At 62.0% G+C, this 26449-nt stretch carries 32 protein-coding genes; 11 read left to right on the forward strand and 21 right to left on the reverse strand.

The features are described 5' to 3' along the window. Nucleotides 1-3: 3 nt before the first annotated feature. From GTP45_RS10630 to GTP45_RS10720, 19 genes are all read right to left on the reverse strand, one after another. Nucleotides 4-288: a hypothetical protein gene (locus GTP45_RS10630; RefSeq protein WP_161013839.1), complete on the reverse strand. Its 285-nt coding sequence runs from the start codon at nucleotides 286-288 to the stop codon at nucleotides 4-6. Then, nucleotides 285-725 carry a hypothetical protein gene (locus GTP45_RS10635; RefSeq protein ID WP_161013840.1) on the reverse strand — a complete coding sequence of 147 codons (441 nt, stop codon included), beginning with the start codon at nucleotides 723-725 and terminating at the stop codon, nucleotides 285-287. Before GTP45_RS10635 ends, GTP45_RS10630 begins: the two co-directional genes overlap by 4 nt. Then, nucleotides 722-1369 (reverse strand): glycoside hydrolase family 24 protein, encoded by a 648-nt coding sequence (locus tag GTP45_RS10640; protein ID WP_229258407.1) that lies wholly within the window; start codon nucleotides 1367-1369, stop codon nucleotides 722-724. Before GTP45_RS10640 ends, GTP45_RS10635 begins: the two co-directional genes overlap by 4 nt. Further along, nucleotides 1369-2103: a hypothetical protein gene (locus GTP45_RS10645; protein WP_161013841.1), complete on the reverse strand. Its 735-nt coding sequence runs from the start codon at nucleotides 2101-2103 to the stop codon at nucleotides 1369-1371. Before GTP45_RS10645 ends, GTP45_RS10640 begins: the two co-directional genes overlap by 1 nt. Before the next feature lies 1 nt (nucleotide 2104). Then, a complete protein-coding gene (locus GTP45_RS10650; RefSeq protein ID WP_161013842.1) occupies nucleotides 2105-2641 on the reverse strand; it encodes a hypothetical protein in 537 nt (178 codons plus the stop codon). Nucleotides 2642-2650: 9 nt separating this feature from the next. Next, nucleotides 2651-2941: a hypothetical protein gene (locus GTP45_RS10655; RefSeq protein ID WP_161013843.1), complete on the reverse strand. Its 291-nt coding sequence runs from the start codon at nucleotides 2939-2941 to the stop codon at nucleotides 2651-2653. Then, nucleotides 2941-3234, reverse strand: a complete 294-nt coding sequence (locus tag GTP45_RS10660; protein WP_161013844.1) for a hypothetical protein — start codon at nucleotides 3232-3234, stop codon at nucleotides 2941-2943. The genes GTP45_RS10655 and GTP45_RS10660 overlap by 1 nt, the downstream gene beginning before the upstream one ends. Nucleotides 3235-3243: 9 nt before the next feature. Further along, nucleotides 3244-4068, reverse strand: a complete 825-nt coding sequence (locus GTP45_RS10665) for a major capsid protein P2 (protein ID WP_161013845.1) — start codon at nucleotides 4066-4068, stop codon at nucleotides 3244-3246. A gap of 10 nt (nucleotides 4069-4078) precedes the next feature. After that, nucleotides 4079-4240, reverse strand: a complete 162-nt coding sequence (locus GTP45_RS10670) for a hypothetical protein (protein WP_161013846.1) — start codon at nucleotides 4238-4240, stop codon at nucleotides 4079-4081. 102 nt (nucleotides 4241-4342) lie between these two features. After that, the gene (locus tag GTP45_RS10675) at nucleotides 4343-4963 is read right to left on the reverse strand and encodes a hypothetical protein (protein WP_161013847.1); all 621 of its coding nucleotides are present in this window, start codon (nucleotides 4961-4963) and stop codon (nucleotides 4343-4345) included. Next, nucleotides 4963-5457, reverse strand: a complete 495-nt coding sequence (locus GTP45_RS10680) for a hypothetical protein (RefSeq protein ID WP_161013848.1) — start codon at nucleotides 5455-5457, stop codon at nucleotides 4963-4965. Before GTP45_RS10680 ends, GTP45_RS10675 begins: the two co-directional genes overlap by 1 nt. 349 nt (nucleotides 5458-5806) lie before the next feature. Further along, nucleotides 5807-6001: a hypothetical protein gene (locus GTP45_RS10685; RefSeq protein WP_161013849.1), complete on the reverse strand. Its 195-nt coding sequence runs from the start codon at nucleotides 5999-6001 to the stop codon at nucleotides 5807-5809. Nucleotides 6002-6007: 6 nt separating this feature from the next. Then, nucleotides 6008-6151 (reverse strand): hypothetical protein, encoded by a 144-nt coding sequence (locus GTP45_RS10690; protein WP_161013850.1) that lies wholly within the window; start codon nucleotides 6149-6151, stop codon nucleotides 6008-6010. A gap of 2 nt (nucleotides 6152-6153) precedes the next feature. Next, the gene (locus tag GTP45_RS10695) at nucleotides 6154-7959 is read right to left on the reverse strand and encodes a replication endonuclease (protein WP_161013851.1); all 1806 of its coding nucleotides are present in this window, start codon (nucleotides 7957-7959) and stop codon (nucleotides 6154-6156) included. Next, entirely contained in the window at nucleotides 7959-8435 is a 477-nt protein-coding gene (locus GTP45_RS10700; protein ID WP_161013852.1) for a hypothetical protein, read from the reverse strand. The genes GTP45_RS10695 and GTP45_RS10700 overlap by 1 nt, the downstream gene beginning before the upstream one ends. Next, nucleotides 8432-8662 (reverse strand): hypothetical protein, encoded by a 231-nt coding sequence (locus GTP45_RS10705; protein WP_161013853.1) that lies wholly within the window; start codon nucleotides 8660-8662, stop codon nucleotides 8432-8434. The genes GTP45_RS10700 and GTP45_RS10705 overlap by 4 nt, the downstream gene beginning before the upstream one ends. 2 nt (nucleotides 8663-8664) lie before the next feature. Continuing rightward, the gene (locus tag GTP45_RS10710; RefSeq protein ID WP_161013854.1) at nucleotides 8665-8919 is read right to left on the reverse strand and encodes a hypothetical protein; all 255 of its coding nucleotides are present in this window, start codon (nucleotides 8917-8919) and stop codon (nucleotides 8665-8667) included. Beyond that, nucleotides 8916-9113 (reverse strand): hypothetical protein, encoded by a 198-nt coding sequence (locus GTP45_RS10715; protein WP_161013855.1) that lies wholly within the window; start codon nucleotides 9111-9113, stop codon nucleotides 8916-8918. Before GTP45_RS10715 ends, GTP45_RS10710 begins: the two co-directional genes overlap by 4 nt. A 2-nt stretch (nucleotides 9114-9115) precedes the next feature. Next, nucleotides 9116-9526, reverse strand: a complete 411-nt coding sequence (locus tag GTP45_RS10720; RefSeq protein ID WP_161013856.1) for a hypothetical protein — start codon at nucleotides 9524-9526, stop codon at nucleotides 9116-9118. Nucleotides 9527-9774: 248 nt separating this feature from the next. On the opposite strand from GTP45_RS10720, the gene GTP45_RS10725 reads away from it, so the two are divergent. Further along, nucleotides 9775-10086 carry a hypothetical protein gene (locus GTP45_RS10725; RefSeq protein ID WP_161013857.1) on the forward strand — a complete coding sequence of 104 codons (312 nt, stop codon included), beginning with the start codon at nucleotides 9775-9777 and terminating at the stop codon, nucleotides 10084-10086. A gap of 59 nt (nucleotides 10087-10145) precedes the next feature. Here GTP45_RS10725 and GTP45_RS10730 read toward each other — a convergent pair whose 3' ends face one another. Next, nucleotides 10146-11321: a tyrosine-type recombinase/integrase gene (locus GTP45_RS10730; RefSeq protein ID WP_161013858.1), complete on the reverse strand. Its 1176-nt coding sequence runs from the start codon at nucleotides 11319-11321 to the stop codon at nucleotides 10146-10148. A gap of 293 nt (nucleotides 11322-11614) precedes the next feature. Between GTP45_RS10730 and GTP45_RS10735 the strand changes: the two genes are divergently transcribed. From GTP45_RS10735 to GTP45_RS10745, 3 genes are read left to right on the forward strand one after another with little or no spacing between them, the layout of a single operon-like run. Continuing rightward, nucleotides 11615-12382: an NF038120 family PEP-CTERM protein gene (locus GTP45_RS10735; RefSeq protein WP_217363341.1), complete on the forward strand. Its 768-nt coding sequence runs from the start codon at nucleotides 11615-11617 to the stop codon at nucleotides 12380-12382. After that, complete coding sequence (locus GTP45_RS10740; RefSeq protein ID WP_161013859.1) at nucleotides 12379-15534, forward strand: S8 family serine peptidase; 3156 nt, start codon at nucleotides 12379-12381, stop codon at nucleotides 15532-15534. Before GTP45_RS10735 ends, GTP45_RS10740 begins: the two co-directional genes overlap by 4 nt. 26 nt (nucleotides 15535-15560) lie before the next feature. After that, on the forward strand, nucleotides 15561-16319 hold the full coding sequence (locus tag GTP45_RS10745; protein WP_229258408.1) for a PEP-CTERM sorting domain-containing protein: 759 nt from the start codon (nucleotides 15561-15563) through the stop codon (nucleotides 16317-16319). On the opposite strand, the gene GTP45_RS10750 is transcribed toward GTP45_RS10745, so the two are convergent. Then, a complete protein-coding gene (locus GTP45_RS10750) occupies nucleotides 16316-16798 on the reverse strand; it encodes an RrF2 family transcriptional regulator (protein WP_161014192.1) in 483 nt (160 codons plus the stop codon). The two genes, GTP45_RS10745 and GTP45_RS10750, sit on opposite strands and share 4 nt — an antisense overlap. A 261-nt stretch (nucleotides 16799-17059) precedes the next feature. Between GTP45_RS10750 and GTP45_RS10755 the strand changes: the two genes are divergently transcribed. The 7 genes from GTP45_RS10755 to GTP45_RS10785 are packed head-to-tail and all read left to right on the forward strand — an operon-like array spanning nucleotide 17060 to nucleotide 26445. After that, nucleotides 17060-18106, forward strand: coding sequence for a multicopper oxidase domain-containing protein (locus GTP45_RS10755; protein ID WP_161013860.1), 1047 nt, complete (start codon nucleotides 17060-17062; stop codon nucleotides 18104-18106). 14 nt (nucleotides 18107-18120) lie between these two features. After that, nucleotides 18121-18789 (forward strand): c-type cytochrome, encoded by a 669-nt coding sequence (locus GTP45_RS10760; RefSeq protein ID WP_161013861.1) that lies wholly within the window; start codon nucleotides 18121-18123, stop codon nucleotides 18787-18789. Further along, nucleotides 18789-19160: a c-type cytochrome gene (locus tag GTP45_RS10765; protein ID WP_161013862.1), complete on the forward strand. Its 372-nt coding sequence runs from the start codon at nucleotides 18789-18791 to the stop codon at nucleotides 19158-19160. Before GTP45_RS10760 ends, GTP45_RS10765 begins: the two co-directional genes overlap by 1 nt. Before the next feature lie 48 nt (nucleotides 19161-19208). Next, entirely contained in the window at nucleotides 19209-20117 is a 909-nt protein-coding gene (locus GTP45_RS10770) for a multicopper oxidase domain-containing protein (RefSeq protein WP_229258409.1), read from the forward strand. 60 nt (nucleotides 20118-20177) lie between these two features. Then, the gene (locus tag GTP45_RS10775) at nucleotides 20178-21470 is read left to right on the forward strand and encodes an efflux RND transporter periplasmic adaptor subunit (RefSeq protein WP_161013864.1); all 1293 of its coding nucleotides are present in this window, start codon (nucleotides 20178-20180) and stop codon (nucleotides 21468-21470) included. Continuing rightward, nucleotides 21470-24649, forward strand: coding sequence for an efflux RND transporter permease subunit (locus GTP45_RS10780; protein WP_161013865.1), 3180 nt, complete (start codon nucleotides 21470-21472; stop codon nucleotides 24647-24649). The genes GTP45_RS10775 and GTP45_RS10780 overlap by 1 nt, the downstream gene beginning before the upstream one ends. Beyond that, a complete protein-coding gene (locus tag GTP45_RS10785; protein WP_161013866.1) occupies nucleotides 24646-26445 on the forward strand; it encodes a cytochrome c biogenesis protein ResB in 1800 nt (599 codons plus the stop codon). The genes GTP45_RS10780 and GTP45_RS10785 overlap by 4 nt, the downstream gene beginning before the upstream one ends. Nucleotides 26446-26449: the final 4 nt, after the last annotated feature.

The following is a 26449-nucleotide window of genomic DNA, read 5'->3' on the forward strand; positions in this document are numbered from 1 at the left end:
GCGCTACTCCCACGTGGACGGATCGATGACGCCGAAGTCTGGCGGAATCTGGTAGTTGTACTGAGGACTGTGGCCGTTCTGGTTTGTCCAGCCGGCATCACCAGTAACCCACTGGCCCGCCGCGTTGATCCAGCCGTCCACCGCACCGGCCGCGCCGTTGAAGGTTCCCTTCACGGCGTCCCCGACACCCGCAACCGCACCCGTCACCTTTTTTTTTGCGTACCACGCCGCGCCGAGCAGCACGGCCCCGGCAAGCGTGACCGCCAGAATGTCCGATTTCAGGCTCATACCAGCCCCCGGATATCGTCCCAGCTCAATCCGTCATCGCCCGAGGTCGCGCCCCAGTCAAACAGGGTGTCCACGCCGGACGGCAGCGAGCCGCCGCCGATCACGTTCTCAGGCAGGTCCACCACGTCGCCGGCTTGTAGCTGGTAGTAAAAATCAGTGCTGGAAATCGGCTTGCCGTCACTACTGGTCGCTTGGCCAAAGATGTTGCGGCCAATGAAGGCGCTGCCGGCCGCTAGGTCGGTCCACTTCGCGCCGAGCAAGCGCGTCCACATATCGCTGTTGACGTTTGCGGTCGGCATGTTGGTGTTGCGCGGCTGCTGGGCGGTGAAGCTAACCGGCGCACCGGGTTGCTGTACCGTCGCCGCCTTTGCTTGCTTGCGCACCACGAGAAATACGGCGGCACCGATCAGGCCCGCCAACAGTAGATTGTTACTCATGCGAGTACACCCCCCGATTGTACGAATACGTTGTTGAACGCGGTCAGCGACACTTCGTGCTGTCCGTATCCGGCACCCGGCAACGATGCCCAAATCTTGCGCACCTTGGCGACTGCCTCTGCTGTGCGGCCGGCCAGCACATCGGCTGCCGCGCCCTTCTCTTCGATCAAGAACCAGGCGGCGGCGTCTTGGCTTTCCGGCGTGAAGTCCGCCAAGCCCAGCTTGGCCGCCACGCGGTTCCACGTTGGCTTGTTGATTTGGTAGGCACCGGCCGCCGTCGATACGCATCCCGGACCGAAGCTAGCGTTTGCGCACATGGCATCCGATAGCGGCGTGCCGCGCCAGCCGGCGAGCGCCGGGTGCGTGGCGAAGTTATCGAACTGGCCGCCGCCCATCAACGTGCTGTAGCCCGTCTCCGGTAACGTCCCCTCGCCCAGTCGAATCCCCATCAGGAAAGCCGCCTTGTTGTTGTCCATGCTGTACTCATCCGTATATGCATCGGCCAGCGCGATGACTTGCTGGCCGTAGTCTTCCAAGTCCGGTGCCGCGTCCGACTCCCCATCGATCACACGCGGCCCCGGCCGCATGAAGTAGGCCACCGCCAGCGCAACCATGGCCGCCCCGATGATCAGCACCGGTCGCATTACAGCGGGTCCTCGCGGAATTCCCAGTTCACCGACATACCCGCCGCCAGCGTGTTGTTGGCGATAACGAGCGCCATCCCCGGTGGGATAATCAGCGGCTCGGCTGGCTTGAAATCACGCGGCTGGTTGCCAGCGATGTATTCTCGGCGCACCGCTACATTGAGCGCATTCAGGTCTGTGGTGATGTTCGACTCGATAAAGGCTTTTGACGCCACCTCCCCCGCAATCTTTGCGTACTTGTTTTGCGCGTGATTGTTGGCCGCCGGCGAAATACCTACGCGATGGAAAGACACTGCGGCTGCGGAGTTCAGCGCAATCGAGACGGACTCAACGATGACATTTTTCCCGCTACTGGAATCGTTGATCAGGCAGGCCAAGTTGTAGTTGCTCGCCACCGTCCCCGTGGTGGTGTTGCCCAAGAAGCAGCTCTGCGAGAGCGTGTTGTTCTTGCCGCCGTCCACGATGGACACGACGCCGACAATCGTGTCGTCCTGAAATTCAACATCGCCAATCACCAGCACGCCCTGGTTGGCGTTGCCGCTTTTATCGGTCAGGTTCAGGCTGTTGAATTCCTGCTTTTTCAGCCGGATCCCTTGCCCCGGCGTCAGGTCCACATAGCCGCCCGTGCTGAACTTGACGCGGATCGCGCCCAGCCCGGACTTGTATTTGACGTACGCCCCGGTTGCATCGATGTTCTGGCCGCCGTTCGCGTTCAAGCTGAAATCGTATTGCATATCAACCCACTTTCTTTTGCATGAGCGCCAGCGCCATCAGCGCGGCCACGGCCAGCACGCCCATGATGATGGACTTCTGTGCATTGGTAGTTCCCTTGGCGTCAGCGTAGGCGGACCCCATCGCCTCGGCCGCCGTGGCGTACGCGGTCTTGGTGCTGGTGTCCGAATTTTTATACGCATCGGCCGCCGCCTTCGTTGCCGAGGCGAACGCACTTTGCGCGCCGGTCAGCGCATCTTTCTGAAAACCCGCAGCCGCGTCGAATGCGTTTTGCGTCGATGTCAGCGCGTTGTTGACGGTCAGGGTCACCCGGTCAAACAGGTGGTCGCCGTAATCGAACGCGCCGAGCGCGACATCTTTCATCGCGCCAATCGCACCGCCGTCCAGATTGTTGATCGTGGTGTTGTAGCTATCCGTATTGGTGCTTTTGTTCGCCAGATCGAGGTTGCTGGTGGTGTTGGTTATTACCGAGCGATTGTCGTAATTGTTGTTGGTGGTGTTGTTGGTGCTGCTGCTGTTACCACCGCTCAAGATACCCATTGGCTACCCCTATTTGTGTTTCAGAGCGAGGAACAAGGCGACCCCCACGCCGATAATGAATACCGGATTGGATAGGAGACTGCCGGCCGACGCCGCCACCGCGCCGACCACCTGCGAGGCGGCCGGCATGCCGGTCTTGGTGTTTGACGCTTGACCGCCGCCGATCACCACGTTCCAGTTGCTGTTGTCGAAAGTGGCCGTGCTTTGCTGGTTAGCCGAAGTCGGCGCGGCCTTGCCGGCGTTGGCAATGCTGCCAAGCGCCATCAGGCCGGCCGACCACGGATCAGTTGCCGCCGCCATTACTTCGACGCCACGAGGACAATAGCGCCAACGATCAGCAGCAGCATCAGCGGGCTGATTTGCTGGCTGTTCGGCTGTACTTGGCCGACGACCTGCCCGGTCGGCTTGCCGAGCGGGTACAGGTTGCCGTACTGGTCTTGGCCGAACTGCTGTGCGCCACCGTTCAGGTATTGCGGCCCGAGGATGGCGCGATCAACGTAGGCGTCAATCGCGTTACCGAAACGCGACAGCGCCCATGCGGACCACCGGCCGGTGTCTTCTACTACGCTTGGCGAGTTGTAATCATCATCCATGGGGCCACCTTAGAACGCGCCCACCGGCTCCAGCACTTCGGACTCGATGATGATGGTCTCGCCGGCCGAGAACGTGCCCAAAATTTCCAGCGTTTGGGCGTCGCGGCCGTTGAAGACCTGCGACTGGTTATCGTCGATGATGAAGTCCATCATGTACACGCCAGCTTGCGGCACCTTGCGGTACTCGTTCTGCTGGTAGTCGTTCATCGCCTTGGTGCTGTCCTCGTAGATCACACCGTTTTTCTTGATCAACAGGGCGTTCATGTTGGCCGAGAAGATCGCAATGCGCTTGAAGATCGAGCCGCCGTCCGACACCGAGAAATGCGGCACGGTCAGCGCGAACTGGCCCGCCGCGCCGATGGTCTGGCTGGCCGAGTGCACGCGGGCGATCAGGCCACGGGTTTGCACGTTGACCTGGTCGAGTTGCGGCGGGCTGACTTCCGCCCAGCCTTGCAGCGTTGGCGCGGTCGCGCCGGTGATCTGTACTTCCAGCTTCAGGCTGGAAATGCCGGCCGTGGTGTCGATTGCACCGATGCTCTGGCCGTTTTCGGTCTTCGCACGGATTTCCGAGAAGTCGATCGTCAGGAAATTGGCGTTGGCAGTGATGCCGCGATATTGCATGCGGGTGTCGATGCGCGCGCCGGTGGTATCGAAGATCACCTTGCCGTTTGCCTTCAACTGGATGCCGGTCAGCATCGACTTGGTGAAGGTGGTGCCGCCCAGTTGCAGCACAATGCGCTCGATGGTGGTGCCTTTCAGGCCGTCTAGATCGACGTTTGCCAAGCCCGTGGCTTGCACGTTGTTGAAGGACAGGAGTTTGTAGCGTGCGCCCATGCCGTTCTCCTTACAGTGCAGCCGAGACGTACGGGACTTTTTTGGCGACTACTACCGCGCCGACAGCCAGACCGGCCGCCTTGATGGCATCGTTAGGGCCGAACTTGTACAGGGCGAAGCAGATGCCCAGCGCAATGCCGAGCTTGGTCATATCAGCGGAAGTCAGGTTCATTTTGTCAGGTTCCCAAAAGTAAAAAAGTGGACTCGTTCAGAGACGTGCCCACTTTCTTTTTTTTCCGCTGACAAAGCGAATTTCCCGCCTTAGGAACAGTTCCTAAGGAACCTTGACGAAGCCCCTTTTTATTTCTTTCGTCCGCACGTTTTTGTGGATATATTCCAACGGCTTAAGGGACTTCACCTCGTCCATTGTTACGCCTAGCACCTTTGCCATCACCTTTTGGTCTTCTTCGTAGTTCAGGAAGCCGCAGTGAATTTCGGTGCAGTTCGACCAGAAAGCTTTGTCGACCTGCGCCGGCCGCTGACTGGCACCGACCACGCGCAAGCCCTTGTGACGCCCGACGCTTGACACCATCTTCCAGCCGGCCGGCGCGAACGATGGAGAGGTAACAAAGGACAGTTCCTCTACAATGAGCGCGACGTTGCCGGCGTGGACGGCCGCCTTGCAAAAGATGTCGAACTGCTGCTTGCGCGTCTTGTCATCGAATGACGGCTGGAACGCGGTCTTGAACTGCTTGCCCTTCACCGAGGCGATTACCGGCGCAAGCTGCTCCGTGGCGAGTCCCACGAACGCGCCATACTCGCGCATGTAGTCCCAGATCAGCAGCCGCTTATCCGATTTCCTGAGCCAGTAGTTTTTGATGTATACGCCCTTGCCGCTACCAGTCGCGCCGATAACGGCTACCACGTCCGCATTGTTTGACTGGTTAGTTTGCATCAGCCGCTCATGCCTTCCACGTAGCCGAAATCACCCGGCTTCAGTCCGGTCTGTAGCTTCGGATCGGCCACCGCCTCGGCCAGCGCTGGCGCAACCGGGTGTGCTTTCTGGTTTTCTGCCACATCTTCTTTGAGCGCCTTGACGGTCGCCATGGCGATGGGCACGCACACGAAAGCGGCCTTGAGTTCTTCCTTGTACTTGCCGCCCCACTCGCCCAGGTCGACGTTGTACTTCGCCAGCAATGGCCCCAGCGCCATGCCGACGCTTTGACACACCTCCGGCGTGTAGACGGCGGCCACGCGCGGATACAGTGGCCCGATCATCGTCGCGCCCATTTGCAGCACGCCGGCCACGGTCTGGCCGTTCGTCTCGATCAGCGACGCCGCTTGCGCTTCCGCTTGCGCCGCCGCCATGCCTTCCGGCGTGCTGGCCGCCGCTTGGCCGTCCAGCATGCCGGCTTGCATTTCCAGTCCGTCCAGTTCGGTGCTCATCATGCCCCCTTATTCGACAGGAAAGCGAACGGACCGGCCGCCTTAGGCTTCGCCACAGGCGGCACTGGCGCTGGCGCTTTTGCCCGCGCTGGGACTGGTGCCGGTGCCGTCGCTGGCGGCGTGCTGGTAGCCTCTTGGGACTCTTCCTTAGGAACTGGTGCCGGCAACGCGGCGCGCCACTTGCTGGCGGCCTCTGTCCCCTTCTTTGCGAAGGCGGAGATATCGCATCCGTCACACGCTATGGTCAGCGTGCCGGCTTCGTTTTCACGTACTGCGACGGGATGGCCGCAGCAAGGGCATGGAATAAATCCAAGACGTTTTTTCACTACGGCCATTTTCCGCTCCCTTCCGGTTAAACCAGCGCTTCCAGATCGCCCAGGGCGAACTGGTAGATTTCGTTGTCCACGTCCATCTTGACGCCCACCTCGCCGTCATCGGTCTTGGCTGGCTCTACTACGTAGCCAGCTTGACCGTGCAGGTCCAGCTTTTCGTTGATGACCTTGACCGGCGTCATGACGCCGGTATACTTCGTTACAGGTTGACCCATAGCTTGTTACTCCTTTTCGATTTTCGACCGCAGTTCATTTACCTCAGCGCGCAGGCGGTCCAACTCCGCGCCAATTTCCAACAGCAAGTCCTTGACCGACTTCGGCAAGAACGGCGCGAGCACCAGCGCCCGCTTGATTTTTTCGTGCATTGTTACTCCTTGGATGGGTACTTTTTGAGCAGGTACTCCAGATGCGCCGATGGCGCGCCTTCCAAACGCCGCCGATATCGACGGTACATTTGTAAAATTTCTGGCTCCGGCCTGATCGGCCTGTTTTTCTGGTACTCCCAGTTCACGCGCAAATCGCTTGATCCGCGCTCGGCACCCTCCCAGAACGGCTTCTCTGCCGCGCGCCGCGTACAGTTATTTACACCAGTCCGAGGAAGGTCAAAGGCAACCCCGGCCGACTCTCCCGGCCGCGTGATCGTCCAGCGGTAGTGCACGCCCTCATACACCGCGTGCGGCTGGCTCACGCAGTACACGCCGACCGGTTTAGCGGCCGTGTAGACGCCGTAGCGCCCCTCTACCGTTACTTCCCTTGCCGCGATCTGGATAGCGGCTCTACGACCCACCGTAGGCCCGCCTTGGGCCTCCAAGTAAGCCGCGAAGCTGGCTTGCTTTGCGACTGCTGGATTAGGCGATTCAATTTTCTGACACGCTGCCCAAGCCGCTTGTAGCGCTTCCGGCGCTTGCGCCACGGCCCCTTGTTCAATCCGGCGTAGCTCACGCCATACGCCAACAGGCGCGCCTCCGATTTGCTGAAACTGGCGGATTCCCCATACCTGAGACCAGTAGGTGACTCGCTGTGACGCAGTAATTTCCAGATCGCCAAAAATATCGTTCGCCACCACATAGGTACTCCCGTTTTCAAATGCCTTGTGATCGCCCACGCCGTGGCCGTCGATGTTCTTCGCCACGTACTTGGCGATGTAGCCGGCGGCGGTGCCCTTGCCCGCTTCGATTGCCACCAGCTTGGCGCGGTTCTTCTGCGCGCCGGCCTCGTCGCCATCCTCTTCCAGCGCGTAGGTGCGGATGATGTCGTTCATCTGGTCGGCGTGCTCGCGCGCCACGAACAGGAGCATGTGCCAGTGGGGGCAACCGTCGCTGTGCGGCTCGGCGATGCGGAAGCCGTAGGGCTGGATGCCGGCGCGGTGCAGCGCGGCGCGCATCTTGGCCCACACGCCGACCAGGTACTTTTGCGCATCGCGTGGCGTGGGCGCGCCGGCCTTCTGGTACTTCTCGTTGGTGCCGCCCACGCTGTGGAACTTCGACGGGCAGGTGATCGTCCAGAACATGCCAACGTGGCGCAGGCCGTCCGCGATCTCTTCGAAGCCGCGAATGCGCAGCATCAATTCGCCGCGGCGAAGCGTTTTGTTGCCCATGCCGGTGGCGGCCAGTTCGGCCAGCGTGTAGGACTGGCCGTGCTCGTTGACGGCCGTGCAGTTCTCCAGCAACTTGGCGTTCTCGCGGTTGCGGGCCTCCTGCACGATTGCCATTTCCCGGCTGATGTAGGGATCGGTCTTGACGTAGGTCAGGCCCAGCGCGATGGATATGTGCTCAAATCGTCGCGTCCATTCCTTGCGGACTTGGCGCAGCCACCAGCCCTTGTCCACGGCGCGGGCGATGACGCTCGCCAACGTGTCGCCGCGCGGCACCGGCACGCCACGGCGGCGGCAGACCATGCCAATGGCGATCAGGATCGCATCGGCCGTTTGCACGCGATGACAGATCGCGTAGCACTCGCGCGCGGCCGCTTCGGCGGCATGGTGGAAAGCGCCCTCGCCTACCTGCACGCCATCCACGGCCAGCGGCACGCGTTGATCGTCCCACGCCAGCGCCTCTATGGTTTCTTCCTTCTTTCGGTCGCCCGCGAACAGCTTGCCCACGGCACCAGCCATCCGGCGCGGGATGCCGCGCTTCGGCGCGCTGGCCGGCTCCACCCAGTCATGCGGGATCATCAGTGCGCGGTCCAGTGGTTGCCGGTGTCAGCGAGGCCGGCCGTGTGATCCATCACGCCAGCGGCACGGCCGGCCGGCATCTTGCCGCCAGCCATGCAGCGCTGTACCTGCGTCAGCCCGAGCATCAGCTTTTGCAGTGCCACGTTGATGCGGCCGCGCTCCAGCGCGTTGAACTTGTTCAGGTTGTCGCCTGCGCGCTTGGCATCCATCCCTACCGACATCACCGCCACCTCGCGCACCAGCATGGGGGCCTTGCTCCAGAACGCGGCGCGCACCGCCTCGATATCGGCCAGCGTTGCCACGGCCGCGACAGCATCCGCGCCGCGCTCAACGCGCACGTCCTTCGGCACGGTCTTGATGTGCGCCGTAGTGGCCGCCAGCGCGTCGCACAGCGCCTTGGTTTCCAGTTCGGCGCGGTTGAGCACCGGGCCGTTGACGGCGGCAATGGCCGCGAGTTCGGGAGCAAAGGATTTCACAGGCTGATTCCTTTCAGGCTGCATAGCAACAGCAAGTTCTTCCGCGACTGCTCAAACACGAGCATGTAGTTTCCGTAGATGCGGACGCGACTCCTATTTCGATCAACAACGATTTCCCAGCGCACCTCAGGGTTAGCAACCACGAACTGATAGCCCGTGCCGTCCCGCGATAGCAGCAGCCAAGCTAGAGCGCTCATTTGCTTTTTGGTGATCTTCCGCGCATCCATGTTCAGCGCTTCCGCAGGAGTTGAGTGCGCAACAGCTTGACGACGGTCTCGCTGATGCCCTTGCCGCTCTTTTTCAGCGCCGCTTGCAGCGCCTCGTCAACCTCGGCCGGTATGCTGATCGTCCGCATCACCAGATGGTTGCGCGCGCGGTACGCTGCCTGTTTTTCGGCGTCGTTGGCGTACTTTCTTTCGCGTGGTTTCGGCAGCGGCTTGACTCCGGGAATTTCGGCCGTGACTTGGTCTTTGTGGTCTCTCATACGCGTACCTTGTTACGGATAGCGCCGATCATTTCAAGCGAGTTGGTGTACGCAGCTTTGAGCGCATCGTATGCGCGCGGGTTCTTGTCGGCCGCGATGACGGCCAACGCCTTGCGGATAGCGCCCTCGCGCCCATCCAGCGCGGCGCGCACTTCGACCTTTTCCGGCTTAGTCAGTTTGATGGGGGCGTTCATGGTCAGCCTTTCAGCACGCCGAACGCAGACAGGATCGGGCCGCTCATGAGTAGCAAGCATCCGGCCACGACGCACGCGGCATTCTTGAGTGCTGCTAAACTACTAACTTTTTTATCGGAGGGAATGTGAGTACAAAGAGCGATGCGATCATTGCGGGCCTGAGCCATGTCGGCTTTCAACTTGGCGAACTTATCGCCGTCCATGCGACGGATGACGAAGTGGCTCATGGGCTGGCCTTGGAGATTATGGACATCATCAACGGTCTTCCCGCTGACCAGCGCCGCCCGGAGTTCCTTGCGGTGCTGGATGGCGCGCTTCGCGCTCTCGGCTTCGAATCCACCGATGCGACGAAGAACTCGCCACGTTGAAGGTGCGAGCGAGTTCTCTTTTTTGTAATCTTGTGTAACAGACATTGCAGCCTCCTCAGGCAGTTTTGCGTAGCTTGTTACCTCAGGCGAGAAAGTCGGGCGGGCGGGCAGAGCCGCTCTATGCCTGAGGAGGGACGGAGATTTCCGCCCGACAAGCGGAGAATACGTCAAGGCCAATCAACGCGTCAAGCGATCTGTACGTTCAGGGCGCACACCGTTGCAGTCCTGTTGACGTTGACCTATCATGACGTCATACCGTAACCGGTTACGGTCTAGCCCTGAGGAGAGCTATCTTGAACACCATCGAATATTTGAAAGCGGTCAAGGCCGCTACTGGCATTACTTCGGACTACGCGCTTGCTGCGCGTCTCGGCGTTACCCGTAGCGCGGTCAGTCGCCTTCAACAAGGTGGCGTAACTTTCAGCGATGACGTTGCGCTCACCGTTGCCGAAATTCTCAAACTTCACCCATTGAGCGTGATCGCCCAAGCGAATGCAGAACGCGCAAAGACCCCGGAACAACGTGAGCGCTGGTCCGGTGTTATGGAAAAATTTTCCGAGTCTTTTCGTAACCTCCTATTGGGCTGCGGCCCGCGCCCAGCCTAGGTTTGCGGCGCGCCAATAGGCAGTAAAGGCCGGTTTAGACTTCTATAAATTATGCGAAATTACGTAGATTCCTTGGCGGCGTTCACAGAGGCCAAAATCTCATCATGGCGTTCGTTATCTGTCTTGTGCAGATACGCCGCGGTTGTGGCGATGCTGGCGTGGCCGGCGGTCTCTTGCAGCGTTTTTAGTTGCACGCCGTTGTTCGCATGATTCGTCAGCATGCTGTGCCTTAACCAATGCGCTGACGCCTGTCGCAACGTCGCCGCCATGTCTGCATCGCCCAAACCATCCGCTGCGCTCGCTGCTGCCGCAAAGATGGTTTTAATCGCGTCGGACGCCGCTTCATCGGTGATGCGCACCAGCGCGCCGCCGCGGCTCGACAATACCAGCGGCGTATCGTCGCTGCGCACGGTTTGCGGCAGCATGCCGAACGCCGCGCGGTATTGGCGGTACGCGGCCAGCATCGCCGGCGGCACCGGCAAGCGGCGCGGCTTGTTGCCTTTGCCGAGCACGTCCAGCCACCAGCGGCCGTTGCCTTCGGTGTACAGCGCGCCCATGTTGGCGCTGACGATTTCGTTCAGCCGCGCGCCGGTGTGGATGTACGCGCTCAAAAGGAAATGATCGCGCTCGCGGCGGCGTACGGCGGCCGGCGTCTCGGCCACGCGCCCGGCAGCCGTGGCCAGCGCCAGTTCCAGCGCGTCGGACGTCAAATAGCGCGTGATGCGGCTGGCATTGGCGGTTTTAACGTGCTTGACCAGCGCCGCCGGATCTCGCCGCAAATAACCGGTGTGCGCTGCGTACGCAAACAAACCTTTGACCGCAATCATGGCCTGGCGCCGGCTGGCGTCCGACAACGGCCCGCTGAACGGCCGGTAGCGTGGATCGTCTCGTGGCCATTTCGTCGTCGAAATCCAGTCCTGTGGCGGCGATTTCAGGAATTCTTTGTAGCCATTGAGATCGGCGACGTTCAATTGTCGCAGGGTTTTGCCTGTCTCCTCCCGGCACCACGTCAAAAACCTGAACAGCTCTTTTTGGGTATTGGCGATGGATTTTGGGCCTAATTCGCCATGACTGATGAACTCCCTTGCAATTTCACTATCGGTGCGAGCATCGGTCATGGCGTCTTCGGCAATGGTGCGCAAGGCGTCCGGGTCGCGCCAACGGCGTTGTTCAGCGCCGTCACTGTGGGCAGGGAATGGATCCAGGTTGATGAGGTCGAATTTCTTTGGTGGCATTCCTGCATTATACAGTATTTCATACAGTGGTTTTAATCGACAATATAAGTAGTAATGTCGATTAAATGCCACGACCGAAGATTGTCGACGTGGCAATTGCGCAACAAGAAAAAACCGTGCCGCCTCTCAGCAAGCCTATCGTAACAATTGTTACTCAACCATTACAATTAATCGATGGTTAAGTAAATATGTTATTTGCTACCTTTTTTTGCAACCCATAGAGCATGGGCCAGAGATTGCCGGCTGTCACAAGCGGCTGGCAGTGGGATAAAAAACGTTAAAGAAGGTCGATAATGAAACAATTCAGTCGTAGCCGAACATCCCTCAATACCCTGGTTGGCATGGCCTGCATGGCCGCCCTGCCCGCCATGGCCGACAAGCTGGCGTTTGAAGACGCCAACGGCAATCCCCTGTCGGGCATCATCAAGGACGCCGAGGGCTTTGCCCAAGGCGATTACGTGGTACATGGCTATGCCCTCGATCCCGCACCGGGATCGCTGGTCGGCGCCATCATCGACGGCGCCAGCAACAGCGGCGCCTGCGTCGCGCTGGCCTGCGGCGTCGGCAATCCGAGCAGCTACTACGCCGCCCTCAACGACGGCATCATCGAGATCGAGCACAGCAAGGCCGGCCAGGCCTTCTCGCTGCAATCGTTCGACGCCAGCTTCATCGGCGGCATCTACGAAGGCCTGGGCCAGCCAGTGGCCGGCGTGCTGCGGGTGCAGGGCTTCCGCGCCGACAACAGCACCATCTGGCAGGATTTCGAGCTGCAAGGACGTGATTTCAATACCACCGGCTTCGATTTCGCCCACTTCGTTACCAGCCAGGAGTTCGGCTCGCAGCAGTTCGTAGCCATCGATTTCTTCGGCTTCTCGTGCAATTTCGATGGCGATTGCACCGCGTTTGAAAATCTCAAGGGCCAGTTCGGCATCGACAATATCGAGGTTTCGGCCGTCCCTGAGCCCTCGTCCTGGCTGATGCTGGGGTCGGGCTTGCTGGGACTGGGCTGGCTGTCACGCCGCCGCCAGGTTGCCGCCTCCGCCCAAGGAGCCGCAGCATGAGCGCGCCCCGCATCCCCCACTTTGCCCTGCGCCTGGGCGTGGCCAGCGTCATGCTGGTATTGGCCACCCTGCCCGCCCGCGCCGACGACGTCCGCCGCGCCTACCTGGTGCAGCTGGGCGACAAGCCGATCTCGTCCTACTCGGGCGGTGTCGCCGGCATGCAAGCGACGCAGCCGGCCAACGGCAAGCGGCTTAACCTGTCGGCGCCGGCCGTGCAGCAGTACAGCGCCTACCTGCAAGGCAAACAGGCCAGCGTGACCGCACTGGTCGCGGCCGCGCCGGTGCTGCACAAGTACAGCGTGGTGCTGAATGGTTTCAGCGCCCTGCTGACCGATGCCGAGGTGCGCGCGCTGCGCGCCAATAGCGGCGTGCTCAGCGTGACGCCCGACGAGCCGCGCCACCTGGTCACCAGCTACACGCCAACCTTCCTCGGGCTGGATCAGCCGGATGGCCTGTGGAGCAAGGCCGGCGGCGTGACCAGCGCCGGCGAGGATATTATCGTGGGCGTAATTGATAGCGGTATCTGGCCGGAGAATCTGGCCTTTACCGACCGCGCGGACGGCAGCGGCGTCCCCACGCTCGACCGCAGCGCGAGCGTGGTTTACGGCGCGCCGCCAGCCGGCTGGAGCGGCACCTGCCAGCCCGGCGAAGGCTTCGACGCCGCGCTGTGCAACAACAAGCTGATCGGCGCCCGCTACTTCAACGAGGGCTTCCTGGCGCAGAACAACGTGCTGCACTGGAGCGATTTCAACTCGGCGCGCGATGGCCTGGGCGGCAACGCCGGCCACGGCGGCCATGGCACCCACACCTCATCCACGGCGGCCGGCAATCACGGCGTCGCCACCACCGTGGATGGCCTGCCGATGGGCAAGGCCGGCGGCATCGCGCCGCGCGCCCGCGTCGCCATGTACAAGGTGTGCTGGAACGCCGAGGCCTGGGACGATCCGCGCGGCTTCAACAGCTGCTGGGTGACCGACAGCGTGGCAGCCATCGAGCAAGCGGTGACCGACGGCGTGCACGTGCTGAACTACTCGATCAGCGGCGGGGCCAGCATCGAAGACCCGGTGGCACTGGCCTTCCTCAATGCCGCCAACGCCGGCGTGTTCGTGGCGGCGGCGGCCGGCAACGAGGGGCCGGACAATGGCACGCTGTCGCACGTCAGCCCGTGGTTGACCACGGTCGCGGCATCGACCCACGACCGCCAGCTGCAATCGACGCTGACGCTGGCCGATGGCCGCAGCTTCAAGGGGGCCTCGCTGAACAAGGACGGTTTGCCCAAGACCGCCATGATCCGCGCGCAGGACGCCGTGCTGCCCAACACCGATCCGCTGGCCGCGCCGCTGTGCCCGAGCGCCGATTGGAATCTCGGCGCGCCGATCCTGGACGCCGCCAAAGTGGCGGGCAAGATCGTCGTCTGCGAGCGCGGCATCAACGACCGGGTCGACAAGAGCAAGGCGGTCAAGGAAGCCGGCGGGGTCGGCATGGTGCTGGTCGATAACGGCGGCGGCCTGGTGGCCGAGATTCATTCGGTGCCAACGGTGCACGTCAGCAACGCCGACGGCCTGAAGATCGCCGATTACGCGGCCACCGGCAGCGGCAGCGCCGCGCTGTCGGCCTTCATCATCACCACCGTGCCGGGCTCGGCGCCGGTAATCGCCGGCTTCTCGTCGCGCGGCCCGAGCGGCGACGACACCAACGTCATGAAGCCCGACCTGGCCGCACCCGGCGTCAGCATCCTGGCCGGCGTGTCGCCAGAACTGACGCCGGAGCAGCGCAGCGAGATCATCGCCGGCACCCTGCCGGCGCAGCAAGTGTGGGCCTTCATGGACGGCACCTCGATGGCGACGCCGCATGTGGCCGGCCTCGCCGCACTGTTGCGCCAGCAGCATCCGGGCTGGAGCCCGGCGGCCATCAAGTCGGCCTTGATGACCAGCGCCCGCAACACCCTGCCAGATGGCCTGACGGACAGCACTGCCGGCACCCTGCCCTGGGGCCAGGGCGCCGGCAATGTGCTGCCCAACCGCGCCAACGATCCCGGCCTCGTCTACGACGCCGGCGCCATCGACTACAAGAAGTACCTGTGCGGGCGCGGCAACGCCGACCAATGCGGCTACGGCGCCAGCGCGGCGGCGGATCTGAACCAGGCCGCGATCGCGGTCGGCAACGTGCTGACCGCCGCCACCGTGAAGCGCACCGTCACCAACGTCGGCAGCCAGACCGCGACCTACAACGCCAGCATCAGCATGCAAGGCTACGAGGCCACGGTGCAGCCTGCCAGCCTGACCATCGCGCCGGGCGCCACGGCCAGCTTCACGGTCACCCTGAAGCGCACCACCGCCCCGGATCGGACTTGGCAGTTTGGTTCGCTGAGCTGGAGCGATGGCACGCATACGGTGCGCAGTCCCATTGTGGCCATATCCGCCACCTCGCTGACGGCCCCGCCGACGGTGCGCAGCACCCGCGTCACCGACACCAAGCTGCTGTCGATCGGCACCGACTACAGCGGCAAGCTGGGCGTGGTTGCGGGTGGCCTGAAGCCGGTCACCAAGACCACGCTGACGGTGTATCAGGCCGGCGAAGACAGCGTCGACACCGCGCTGCAAGTGGCTGCTGCCTGCAACAGCAGCAGCCAAGGGGTGTCGGTCACGCCATACGTGATCCCGGCCGACACGCTGGCGGCGCGCTTCGAGCTGTTCGACCGCGACACCAGCGGCAACGGCAAGGACGACCTCGACCTGGCCGTGCTGGACAGCAGCGGCAAGATTGCCGGCATCGCGCTGCATGACGGCTCCAACGAGACCGTGCTGCTGCGCGACCCAGCTGCCGGCACCTACCGCGTGTGCGTGCTCGGTTACAAGCTGAAAAACGGCGTCTCCAGCGAGTTCCAGCTATCGACCGCGCACGTCACCGCCAATGACCGCGGCGGCAATCTGGAGGCGGCGGTGCCGACCACGGTCAAGAACCGCAGTAGCGCCACGGCGGCCCTGACCTGGTCCGGCCTGCAACCAGGCACGCGCTACCTGGGCGCCATGGACTTGCTGGAGCTTGGCGTGCGCCGCGCCACCAGCACCGTGATCCACGTCGATACCGGCGACACCGTGCCGCAGCCCGCCATGCTGGCCCGCGCGCCGAAACGCGATAGCCGCAAATAACCCGACCTTTTATGAAAGCCAAACACATGAAAACCATGAATACCTTGTTGGCAGTATTGCTGGGTACGGCGTGCAGCACCGCGCTGGCCGATCCCAAGAACACCACCGTCGACTTCTCCGGCAATCTACATGGCTGGGTAGGCCCGCAAGCGTCGAACGGCGCCGGCGGCACCAAGTTTGACGACCTGATCAGCCCGACCAAGGCCATGCATACCAAGATCGAAGACCAGGTGATCACCTTCGCCACCAAGGACGCCAACTTCACTGGCAACTACGGGACGAGCAAGACCGTGACCATCAGCCTGGATGTCTACACCAAGGATGTCAGCTACTTCGGCTTCGGCCAGACCACCCGGCCACTGATCGTGGAGATGCGCGACTACGACACGCCGCCGGCGGGATTGAACTATTCAAGCGTCTGGTACTACCTGGGCGACTTCGATCCCAACAAGCCGCTGCAGCACTTCTCGGTAACGATCGCCGACACCAAGTCCAAGGGCTTGCCGGCGGGCTGGGGCGGTTACGGCGCGATCTCGGAAGACATGCATCCCGAACTGCCGAGCGACCGCACCTTCAAGAACATCCTGGCCTCGGTCGATCAGTTGGTGTTCTCGACGGCCATGCCGGGTGTGGTGTCCGACTTCGTCAATTTCGACGTCGCGCTCGACAACATCAGCATTAGCGCAGTGCCGGAGCCGAGCGAAACGCTGATGCTCGGCGCCGGCCTGGGTTTGCTGGGATTGGTGGCACGCCGCCGCAAACGTAACGGCCAAGTCGTCAACTAGCCGGTAGTGAAGCCCGCTGGGGCGGCCTTGCGCTCCAGCGGGTGAAAATGCAGCGGCGCCTGACCCGCCGGCGGCGCAGGTTCTGGCAGCAAAGTCGCCAGCGTTTGCTGGTCGAGCGTGGCGAGAAAGGCCGAGGCGGCCATGCCCAGCGCATTCTTCAAGCGGCAAGCGCTGGACAGCGGGCAGCTGGTATTCCCGGCAGCGAAGCACTCGGCCATGTGGAAGTCGGTTTCAGTCTCGCGCACCACTTTGCCGAGGTTGATCTCGCCCGGCTCCTGCTTGAGGCGCAGGCCGCCATGGCGCCCTCTTACGGTCTCCACGTAGCCGTGCACGCCGAGCTGGTACACCACTTTCATCAAGTGGTTCTTGGAGATACTGTGGGTGTCCGCAATGTCCTGGATCGTGACCAGTTGATCGCGGTGCATTGCCAGATACAGCAGTGTTCTCAGGCTGTATTCGGTAAAAGAAGTGAGTCGCATGGCCGGGCCGGTGAGATAAAGATTCATTCAAAATACTTCAATAACCACTGCTCGTCAACCGCTTTCTCCAGAGCCCCCTCAAGTTGCAAGGATAATTGCAAATAAGAAAAATTAGCCCTTGCGCACGGCTTTAAACATGTATACCATTTACATCATTAAACCTTCTTCAGGTTCAGCAGGCCGGCCGTCCGGCCTTTTTAGCGGACTTAAAGATGTATTTTGAATGCACGTTATTGTGCACTTGTCCACACAGGAGTTCTCATGACATCGCGTTTTTCCAGCTTCCGCAGGCTGGCCGCACTGGCCGCTTTCTGCACCGCCGGCGTTTTGCTCTCGTCCACTGCCGCGGCCGCCGTGCGCAAGTACGATATGAATATCGAAGACACCCGCATCACGCTGGTGGAAAAGCAGCAGTACCATACCTTCGCTTTTTCCGGCCAGGTACCGGGCCCGCTGTTCTTCGTCGATGAAGGCGACCAGGTTGAAGTCAACGTCAACAACGTGACCGCCTTGCCGCACTCGATCCACTGGCACGGCATGCTGCAAAAAGGCACCTGGAAGATGGACGGCATCGCCGGCACCACCCAGGCCCCGATCCAGCCGGGCGAAAGCTTCACCTACAAATTCATCGCCGAGCCGTCGGGCACCATGTGGTACCACTGCCACGTCAACGTCAACGAGCACGTGGTGCTGCGCGGCATGTGGGGCCCGTTCATCGTGCGTCCGAAAAAGCCGACCGCGCTGGAAAAAACCGTCACCAAGGACTTCATCATGATGCTGTCCGACTGGGACTCGAAGTGGGCTGACAAGCCGGGCTTCGGCGGCCTGCCGGGCGACAAGTTCGACTACTTCACCATCAACGGCAAGTCCTTCCCGGATAACCAGCCGCTGCGCGTCAAGCAAGGCGATGTGGTGCGCATGCGCTTCATCGGCGCCGGCGACCTGGTGCACAGCATCCACTTGCACGGCCACGTGATGACCGTCGCATTCAAGGACGGCTTCCCGCTGCCGGCGCCGTACAAGGCCGACACGCTGGCCGTCGCCCCAGGCGAACGCTACGACGTGATCTTCACAGCCGACAATCCAGGCCTGTGGATGATCCACGACCACGTCGATTCCCACGTGATGAATGGCGATCGCCCGATGGGCGGCATCATGAGCGTGCTCGAATACGAGGGCATCAAGCCGGACGACTTCTACGACTGGAAGAAGAAAAAGTTTGAGCCGAATTTCTACTACGAGGAATCGCTCAAAAAAGGCCCAGGCATTTACACCAACGACGGTTTCAAGGGCCAAGCCGTCCAATAACCCAGGAGTACCCCATGCGATTGAGAATCCTGATTGCCGCGCTGGCGGCTTTCAGCGGGGCCGCACATTCTGCGGATCTGCTAAGCCAGCAATGCGTGGCCTGCCACGCCATCACCAAACCGTCGTCCACTTCGCTGGAACGGCTGTGGGACCGCAAGGGCCCGGACCTGTACTACGCCGGTAACAAGTTCAACAAGCCGTGGCTGGTGAACTGGCTGCAAAACCCGACCACCATCCGCGCCGCCGGCGTGATGTATGCGAAGGCGGTCAAGCCATCCGCCGACAAATCGGCCGACGTGGTCGATGCGGCCCAACTGCCGGCCCACCCGAAACTGTCGGCTGCCGATGCCGCCACGGCTGCCGATCTGCTGATGGCGCTCAAGGTCGACGGCCTGGTCACGGCCGGTGCGTTCAAGGGCGAACCGGGCGGCTCGATGGCGCCGATGCTGTTCTCCAAGCTGCGCGGCTGCACCTCGTGCCACGCCGCCAAGCCGGGCGACAAGCCGACCTCGGCGCCCGAGATGTATAGCGCCGGCGACCGCTTGCAACCGGACTTCGTGCACGCCTACGTCACCAATCCGCAGAAGTTCGATCCGCACACGTGGATGCCGACGCTCGGCCTGAACGAGGCTGACCTGCAAAAGCTGACCGCCTACATCAGCACCTTGAGGGAGAAAAAATAATGCGCTTCTCGCTCAATCATTTTTATGCGCTGGTGGCGCTGGGCATCGCCGTGTGCTCAATGGACGCGGCGCGCGCCGACGAGGCGCACGCCATCAAGGTCTACAACACCTACTGCGTGCAATGCCACGGCGTCAACCGCGACGGCAACGGCATCAACAGCGCCAGCATGGCAGTCAAGCCGCGCGATCACACCGACACCAAGGCCATGGGCGACACCCCCGACGAGACCCTGTTCAAGGCAATCAAGGGCGGCGGCCTGGCCGTTAGCAAGTCCGTATTAATGCCGAAATGGGAAGGAGTTTTAAACGACGACGAAATCAAGGAACTGGTTGCCTATTTGCGCGTGGTCAGCAAGTCCGGCGGCAAGTAAGGCAGCAAATATTTTCAACCACAAGGAAGACAAATGAAGAAACTGAGTATGAGTATCGCAGTTGCGCTGGCACTGCTGGGTTCGGCCGCTGTACAAGCGAAAACCGTGAAGATTAACCTGACCGCCAAGGAAGTCGAAACCCCAATCGACAACAAGGGCACCATGTACCGCTCGTGGACTTATGAAGGCATGGTCCCAGGCCCGGTGATCCACGTGGAAGAAGGCGACGTGGTCGAGTTCACCCTGACCAATGACAAGACCAGCAAGAACTCGCACTCGGTCGACTTCCACGCAGCACGCGTGGACGTGGTCAAGGACTTCGAGCAAGTGAAGCCGGGCGAGAAAGGCAGCTACACCTTCCGCGCCGATTACCCAGGCATCTTCTACTACCACTGCGGCGCTGATCCAATGATCCAGCACATCGCACGCGGCATGTACGGCGCCATCATCGTTGATCCGAAAGACAAATCGGCCATGCCGAAAGCGGACCGCGAGTACGTCCTGATCCAGTCGGAACTGTACGCCAACCCGGACAACCAGGCCGACATGATGGCCAACAAGTGGACCAACGTGATGTTCAACGGCGGCATCTTCAAGTACGACCCAGTACACGATCCAGATGCAACCCGCATGCTGCAAGCTAAACCGGGCGAGCGCGTACGTATCTACTTCGTCAACGCCGGTGTGAACGAGTTCTCGTCGTTCCACGCCATCGCTGGTATCTGGGACAAGGTTTACCCAAGCGGCAATCCGAAGAACGCCCTGACCGGTCTGCAGAGCTACGTGGTTGGCCCTGGCGATGCGGCTAGCTTCGACATCATCTCGCCAGTTGAAGGCGCGAACGCCCTGGTAACCCACTCGCTGCGTCAAGCACTGACCGGCGCGATCGCCATCCTGCAATACACCAAAGACGCTGATCCAAAAATGGGTCGCGGCGAAAACATCTTGGTGCGCTAAGCACTGACATGGCGGGCTGCGGCCCGCCATTTAACCGAATTCAAAAAAAGGAGAGTCAACATGGGCATCAATCGAAGAGGATTCCTTGCCGGCGCCGGCCTGACGCTGGCAGCCATCTCGGTGGTGGGCTACAAATACGGTCACGTCGCGCTCAAGCCGACGGCTGCGCCCATGGACTCTGCTCACGCTACTTACACCTGTTCGATGCACCCGCAGGTAGTGCAAGACAAACCGGGCACCTGCCCGATCTGCAATATGAACCTGGTGCGCACGCAAGGCGGCGAAGCACCTAAGCATGATCAACACGATCATCACATGGTGCACGTTGATGCCGCCACCCAGCAGCGCATGGGGGTGCAGCTGGCCGCCGTCAGCATGGCCGAGATGAACCGCACCGTGCGCGCTTACGCCACCTTGTCGGCTGATGAAAGCACCACCGTCGCCGTCAATCCAAAAGTGGAAGGCTGGCTGCGCCGCGTGCACGTGCAAGGCGTCGGCCAACCGGTGCGCCGCGGCCAGGTGCTGTACGAAATCTACTCGCCGGAGCTGCAACAGCGCCAGCGCGAATACATCGACCTGTTGACGCGCAAGGACGGCCTGCTCGGCGGCGACAGCATGACCGTGGTGGGCTCGAATGCCGCCATGGTCGGCAGCCTGTCGAAGGAAAAATTCCGTGCCCGTTCGCGCCTGCTGGCCGCCGACCTGAGCGAAGACCTGGTCGCCCAGCTGGAGAAAACCCGCCGCATCATCGACGTGGTGCCGGTACGCGCTGAGCGCGACGGCGTGGTGACGCAATTGACTCTCCACGAAGGAAACTACGTCAACCCGATGCAGCAAATCCTGACCTACGCCGACTACAGCACGGTGTGGGCCGAGGTATCGCTGTTCCCCGACCAACTGGAATGGGTGCACAACGGCGACACTGTGCAATTCCGCTCGGGCATCGACAAAAGCGCAATGCAGCGCGCCAAGATCGAGCTGTCCACGCTGCAAATTGACCCAGCAACCCGCACCGCCAAGCTGCGCATGGCGTTGAAAAATCCACGCGGCGCGTTCCGTCCCGGCGCCTTTGCCGACGTTGAAATCCTGTCCGCCCCCCAGCGCAACCTGGCCGTGCCGCGCGACGCCGTGGTTCGCACCGGCCGTGGCGACTTCGTGGTGGTGGCCGACAGCGGCGATCACTTCCGCCGCGTCAAAGTCAGCACCGGCCTCGAAACCGACGACCTGGTTGCCATCAACAACGGCTTGAAAGAAGGCGAAAAAGTCGCCGTCAACGGCCAATTCCTGCTCGACGGCGCCACCCGCACCGCCGCCGCTCCTATGCTGGCCAGCCTGGCCATGGAGATGAAGTAATGATCGCCCGGGTCATCGACTGGTCGATTCGCAACCGCCTGCTGGTGCTGGCAGCGTGCCTGTTGCTGTTGATCGGCGGCGTGGAATCGCTCACCCGCATCAAGCTGGACGCCCTGCCCGACCTGTCCGATGTCCAAGTGATCGTCCGCACCGAGCTACCGGGCCAAGCGCCGCAACTGGTGGAAGACCAGCTGACCTATCCGCTGGCCGCCTCGCTGCTGGCGGTGCCGGGCACGCGCGCCGTGCGCGGCTTCTCCATGTTTGGCGAATCTTATGTGTACGTGATTTTCAAGGACGGCACTGATTTGTACTGGGCCCGTTCGCGCATACTCGAAACGCTGAGCCAAACCACCGGCCGTCTGCCGGCAGGCGCCGTCCCAACCCTCGGCCCGGATGCTTCCGGCGTGGGCTGGGTATTTGAATACGCGCTGGTCGATAAAAGCGGCCGCACCGATCCTGCGCGCCTGCGCGCCTTGCAGGACTTTTACCTGAAACTGGAATTGCAGTCCGTGCCCGGCGTGGCCGAAGTGGCCAGCCTGGGCGGCATGGCGCGCCAATTCCAGATCGAAGCTGATCCGGCCCGCCTTGCGGCGCACGGCGTCAGCATGGAGCAGTTGGCGCAGGCCGTCACCGATGCCAATCGCTCCGGCGGCGGCGCACCACTGGATATGGCACGTGCCGAATACCTGCTGCGCGCTGACGGCTACGTGAAAAATCTGTCCGACTTCAACGACATTCCTATCGCCACCGAGGGCGGCGTGCTGCGCCTGAAACAGCTGGCCAACGTCAGCACCGGCCCGCAACTGCGCCGCGGCCTGGCTGATTTGGATGGCAAGGGCGACGTAGTGGGCGGCATCATCGTGATGCGCCACGGCGAAAACGCCATGAGCACCATCGCCGGCGTCAAGCAGCGCCTCGCCCAGTTGCAAAAGAGCCTGCCGGAAGGCGTGGAAGTGGTGACCACCTACGACCGTTCCTCGCTGATCGAGCGCGCAGTACACACCTTGCGCAACAAGTTGCTGGAAGAATCGATTGTAGTGGCGGTGATTTGTGGCGTGTTCTTGTTCCGTTTGCGTTCTGCACTGGTAGCGATTGTCACCCTGCCGCTGGGCATACTTGCCGCGCTGTGGATCATGCGCGTACAAGGTGTATCGGCCAATATTATGTCGCTGGGCGGGATTGCAATTGCGGTCGGCGCCATGGTCGATGGCGCGATTGTCATGATCGAGAATATGCACCGCCACCTCGAGCAGCACGGCCCGAGCGACGACATTTGGCCGGTGGTGCGCAAGGCCGCCAAGGAAGTCGGCCCGGCGCTGTTCTTCTCGCTGCTGATTATTACCGTCTCCTTCCTGCCGGTGTTCACGCTGGAAGGCCAGGAAGCGCGCCTGTTTGCACCGCTGGCCTACACCAAGACCTACGCGATGGCCGCTGCCGCCATGCTGGCAATTACCCTGACGCCGGTGCTGATGGGCTACGCCATCAAGGGCAAGCTGCCGCCGGAATCGGCCAACCCGGTCAACCGCGCGCTGAAGCGCGTCTACCGTCCGTTACTGAATGCGGCACTGTATCGTCCGCGTCTGACGATTGTACTGGCGGTATTGTTGCTGGCCAGTACCGCTGTACCGCTCAGCCGTATTGGCAGTGAATTCATGCCGCCGCTGGATGAAGGCGATCTGCTGTACATGCCGACCACGCTGCCGTCGGTGTCCGCCGCCGAAGCGGCCGACCTGCTGCAACGTACCGACGCCATCATCGCCGCCATGCCGGAAGTCGCGCGCGTGTTCGGCAAGGCCGGCCGCGCGGATACCGCCACCGATCCGGCGCCCCTGTCGATGATGGAAACCACCATCATGCTGAAGCCGCGTTCGGAGTGGCCGGCAGGTTCGGCTAAAAATAACGCTGAACTGATCGCCAAGCTGGATGAAACCGTGCGCCTGGCGGGACTGACCAATTCCTGGGGCTTCCCGATCAAGACCCGCATCGATATGCTGTCCACCGGCGTGCGCAGCGCGCTTGGCTTGAAAATAAGCGGCCCCGACCTGGTGGAACTGGAAAAGCAAGCGGCGCAAGTCGAAGCCCTGCTGCGCGCAGTGCCCGGCACGCGCTCGGTGTTTGCCGACCGCGCACAAGCCGGCCGCTACATCGATGTCGACGTACTGCGCGACCAGGCGGCGCGCTACGGCCTGTCGGTCGCCGAAATCCAGCGCGCCGTGCAAATGGCGGTTGGCGGCGAAAGCATCGCAACCGTCATCAATGGCCGCGAGCGTTATCCAGTCACGCTGCGCTTCCCGCGCGGTGACCGCAATGGCTTGGCGGCGCTGTCCGAAATCCGTCTGAAAGCAGCCGACGGCTCCATCGTGCCGCTGCGTGCTGTGGCACGCCTCAGCATTGTCGACGGTCCGACCGAAATCAAGAGCGAAAACGCGCGCCCAGTGGCCTATGTGTACGTCGATATCGCCGGTGCGGATGCGGGCGGCTACCTGGACGCAGCGCAAGCGGCGCTGGACAACGGCCTGCAACTGCCACCGGGCTACACCCTGAGCTGGCAAGGGCAGTATCTGAACTTCAAGGAAGCCAAGACGCGCCTGTGGACCGCTGTCGCCATGACGCTGCTGCTGGTGTCGGGATTGCTGTACCTGCACTTCCGCGACCTGCGCAAAGTGATGCTGGTGCTGGCCTGCCTGCCGTTCTCGGTCATCGGCGGCTTCTGGTTGACTTGGCTGCTGGGCTACCAGTTGTCGGTGGCGGTGGTGATCGGCTTGATCGCGCTGGCTGGCGTGGCGACGGAATTCGGCATCGTCATGCTGCTGTACCTCGATCAAGCCATGGAAGAACGGCCGGACGACGCGTACACCGCCATCCTGTCCGGCGCGCTGCTGCGCCTGCGCCCGAAAGCCATGACGGTGGCGGTGATTCTCGGCGGCCTGCTGCCGGTGATGCTGTCCGACGAAGCTGGCGCCGACGTGATGCAACGCATTGCCGCACCGCTGATTGGCGGCATGGTAACCGCGCCGCTGTTCTCACTAATCGTGATCCCGGCCGTGTACTGGCTGGCCCTGCGGCCTCGTCCAACGGCCGTCGCTGCGGGCTCTGACGCCGCCGCTGTCGCTGCAATCACACCTGCTGCCACCGGCACCGCCGTTGACGCCCCGCCAGCGCAAGAGGCACGCCTATGAACGCCCTGCTCAAACTGCTGCGCTCCATGCGCTTCGCCATTGCCATCTTGACGGTGGTTGGCGTGGCGGCCAGCATCGGCTCCATCTTGCAGCAGAACCAGCCAGCGGTAACTTACGTTAGCCGCTACGGCGAATTTTGGGCTGGCTTCTTCACCCTGTGCGGTCTGACCGATGTGTACCACGCATGGTGGTTCTTCACGCTGCTGGCCTTCATGGCCAGTTCGACCGCGCTGTGCCTGTGGCAAAACATCCCATCCATGCTGCGCGATATGCGCAGCTACCGCGAAAACAAAAGCCTCGCCAGCCTGCGCCAACTCGAATACCACGTCGAATTCGACGTACAACAGCCTGGTGCGCAAGCCAGTTTGGCCGCCTACCTGAAATCGCAAGGCTACCGCTACAAACAAGCTGCTGTCGCCGGCGGCACCATGCTGGCCGCGCGCATGGGCGGCGCGCGCCGCTTCGGCTACATGCTGGTGCATGGCGCCATCGTGCTGATCGCCGTTGGCGGCCTGCTGGACGGCAGCATCTCCTACCGCGCCAGCATGAGCATTCCTGAAGGTTCCACCAGCAGCACCGGCGTGATCCAGGACGGCGACAGCATCCGCCAACAGCAACTGCCGTTTGCCGTCAAGCTCAAAGAATTCCGCATCGAACATTACGCCAACGGCCAGCCGAAAGACTTCAGCAGCGATATCGAGATCATCGACGGCGACAAGGTGCTGCCCGCGACTTTGCAGGTCAACCACCCGTACACCTATCGCGGCGTAACGCTGTTCCAGTCCGGCTTTGCCGACGGCGGCAGCAAGGTCGTGCTCAACATGCTGGGCGCCGCACCGCAAGTCATCAACGGCACGGTAGGCGAAGCCACGCCGCTGCTGCTGAACGGCCAGCCAGCCACGCTGGAATTCTCCGACCTGCGCGCCATTAACGTGTTCGACCGCGATGCACTGCCGTCCAAGAAATGGCATACACGCGGCAAGTTAGGCGAACGTACGCGCGAAGTCGGCCCATCGGTCAGCTTCAGCCTGCGCGATCAGCAAGGACAGGCTGACGCATGGCTGCTGTACCAAAAACCGGTCGACATCAACGGCGCCAGCTACCGCCTGATCGGCCACCGCGCCGCACAGGCCGAAGAAATGGGCTACCTGCGCATTCCAGTCGATGCCGATGGCAGCATCAACACCTACACTCGCCTGATGTCGGCACTCGCCGATCCACAGCAACGCGCCCGCGCCGCTAAAGTTGTCGCCGCCAAAGCCGCCGATCCACGCCTGGCCGTCACGCTGGAGGCCACGTCCGCCGCACTGATGGAAGGCTTCCACAGCCAAGGCTACCGCGCCTTGCTGGCCCTGTCTCCGGTGCGCGGCAGCAGCGACGAAGCACTCAAGGTCGCTCGCCTGTATCAGCAACTGCTGGAACGCGCTGCCGCCATGTTGCTTGACGACGCAGATCCACGCATCGTACACGACGCGCTGGCCGCCCACGACGACGCGCTGATCATGCAGTTGCCAGCCCTGTTCACCTTCGAAAGCTACACGCAGGTCAATGCCACCGGCCTGCAAGCCACCCACGCCCCCGGCGCGGCAATGGTGTATCTCGGCTCCGCGCTGCTGGCACTTGGCGTGATCGCCATGTACTTCGTGCGCGAACGCCGCCTGTGGCTGTACGCCAATGGCAACAAGCTGCTGCTCGCCTTCAGCGCCAATCGCAACGCGCCCGCACTCGGCGCCGAATTCGACCTGCATACCGATGCAATCGCACAGCTGGTATGCGCTCCAACCATGACGAGGTAATCAC

This window comes from Duganella rivi (assembly GCF_009857435.1).
Classification (GTDB): domain Bacteria; phylum Pseudomonadota; class Gammaproteobacteria; order Burkholderiales; family Burkholderiaceae_D; genus Rugamonas; species Rugamonas rivi.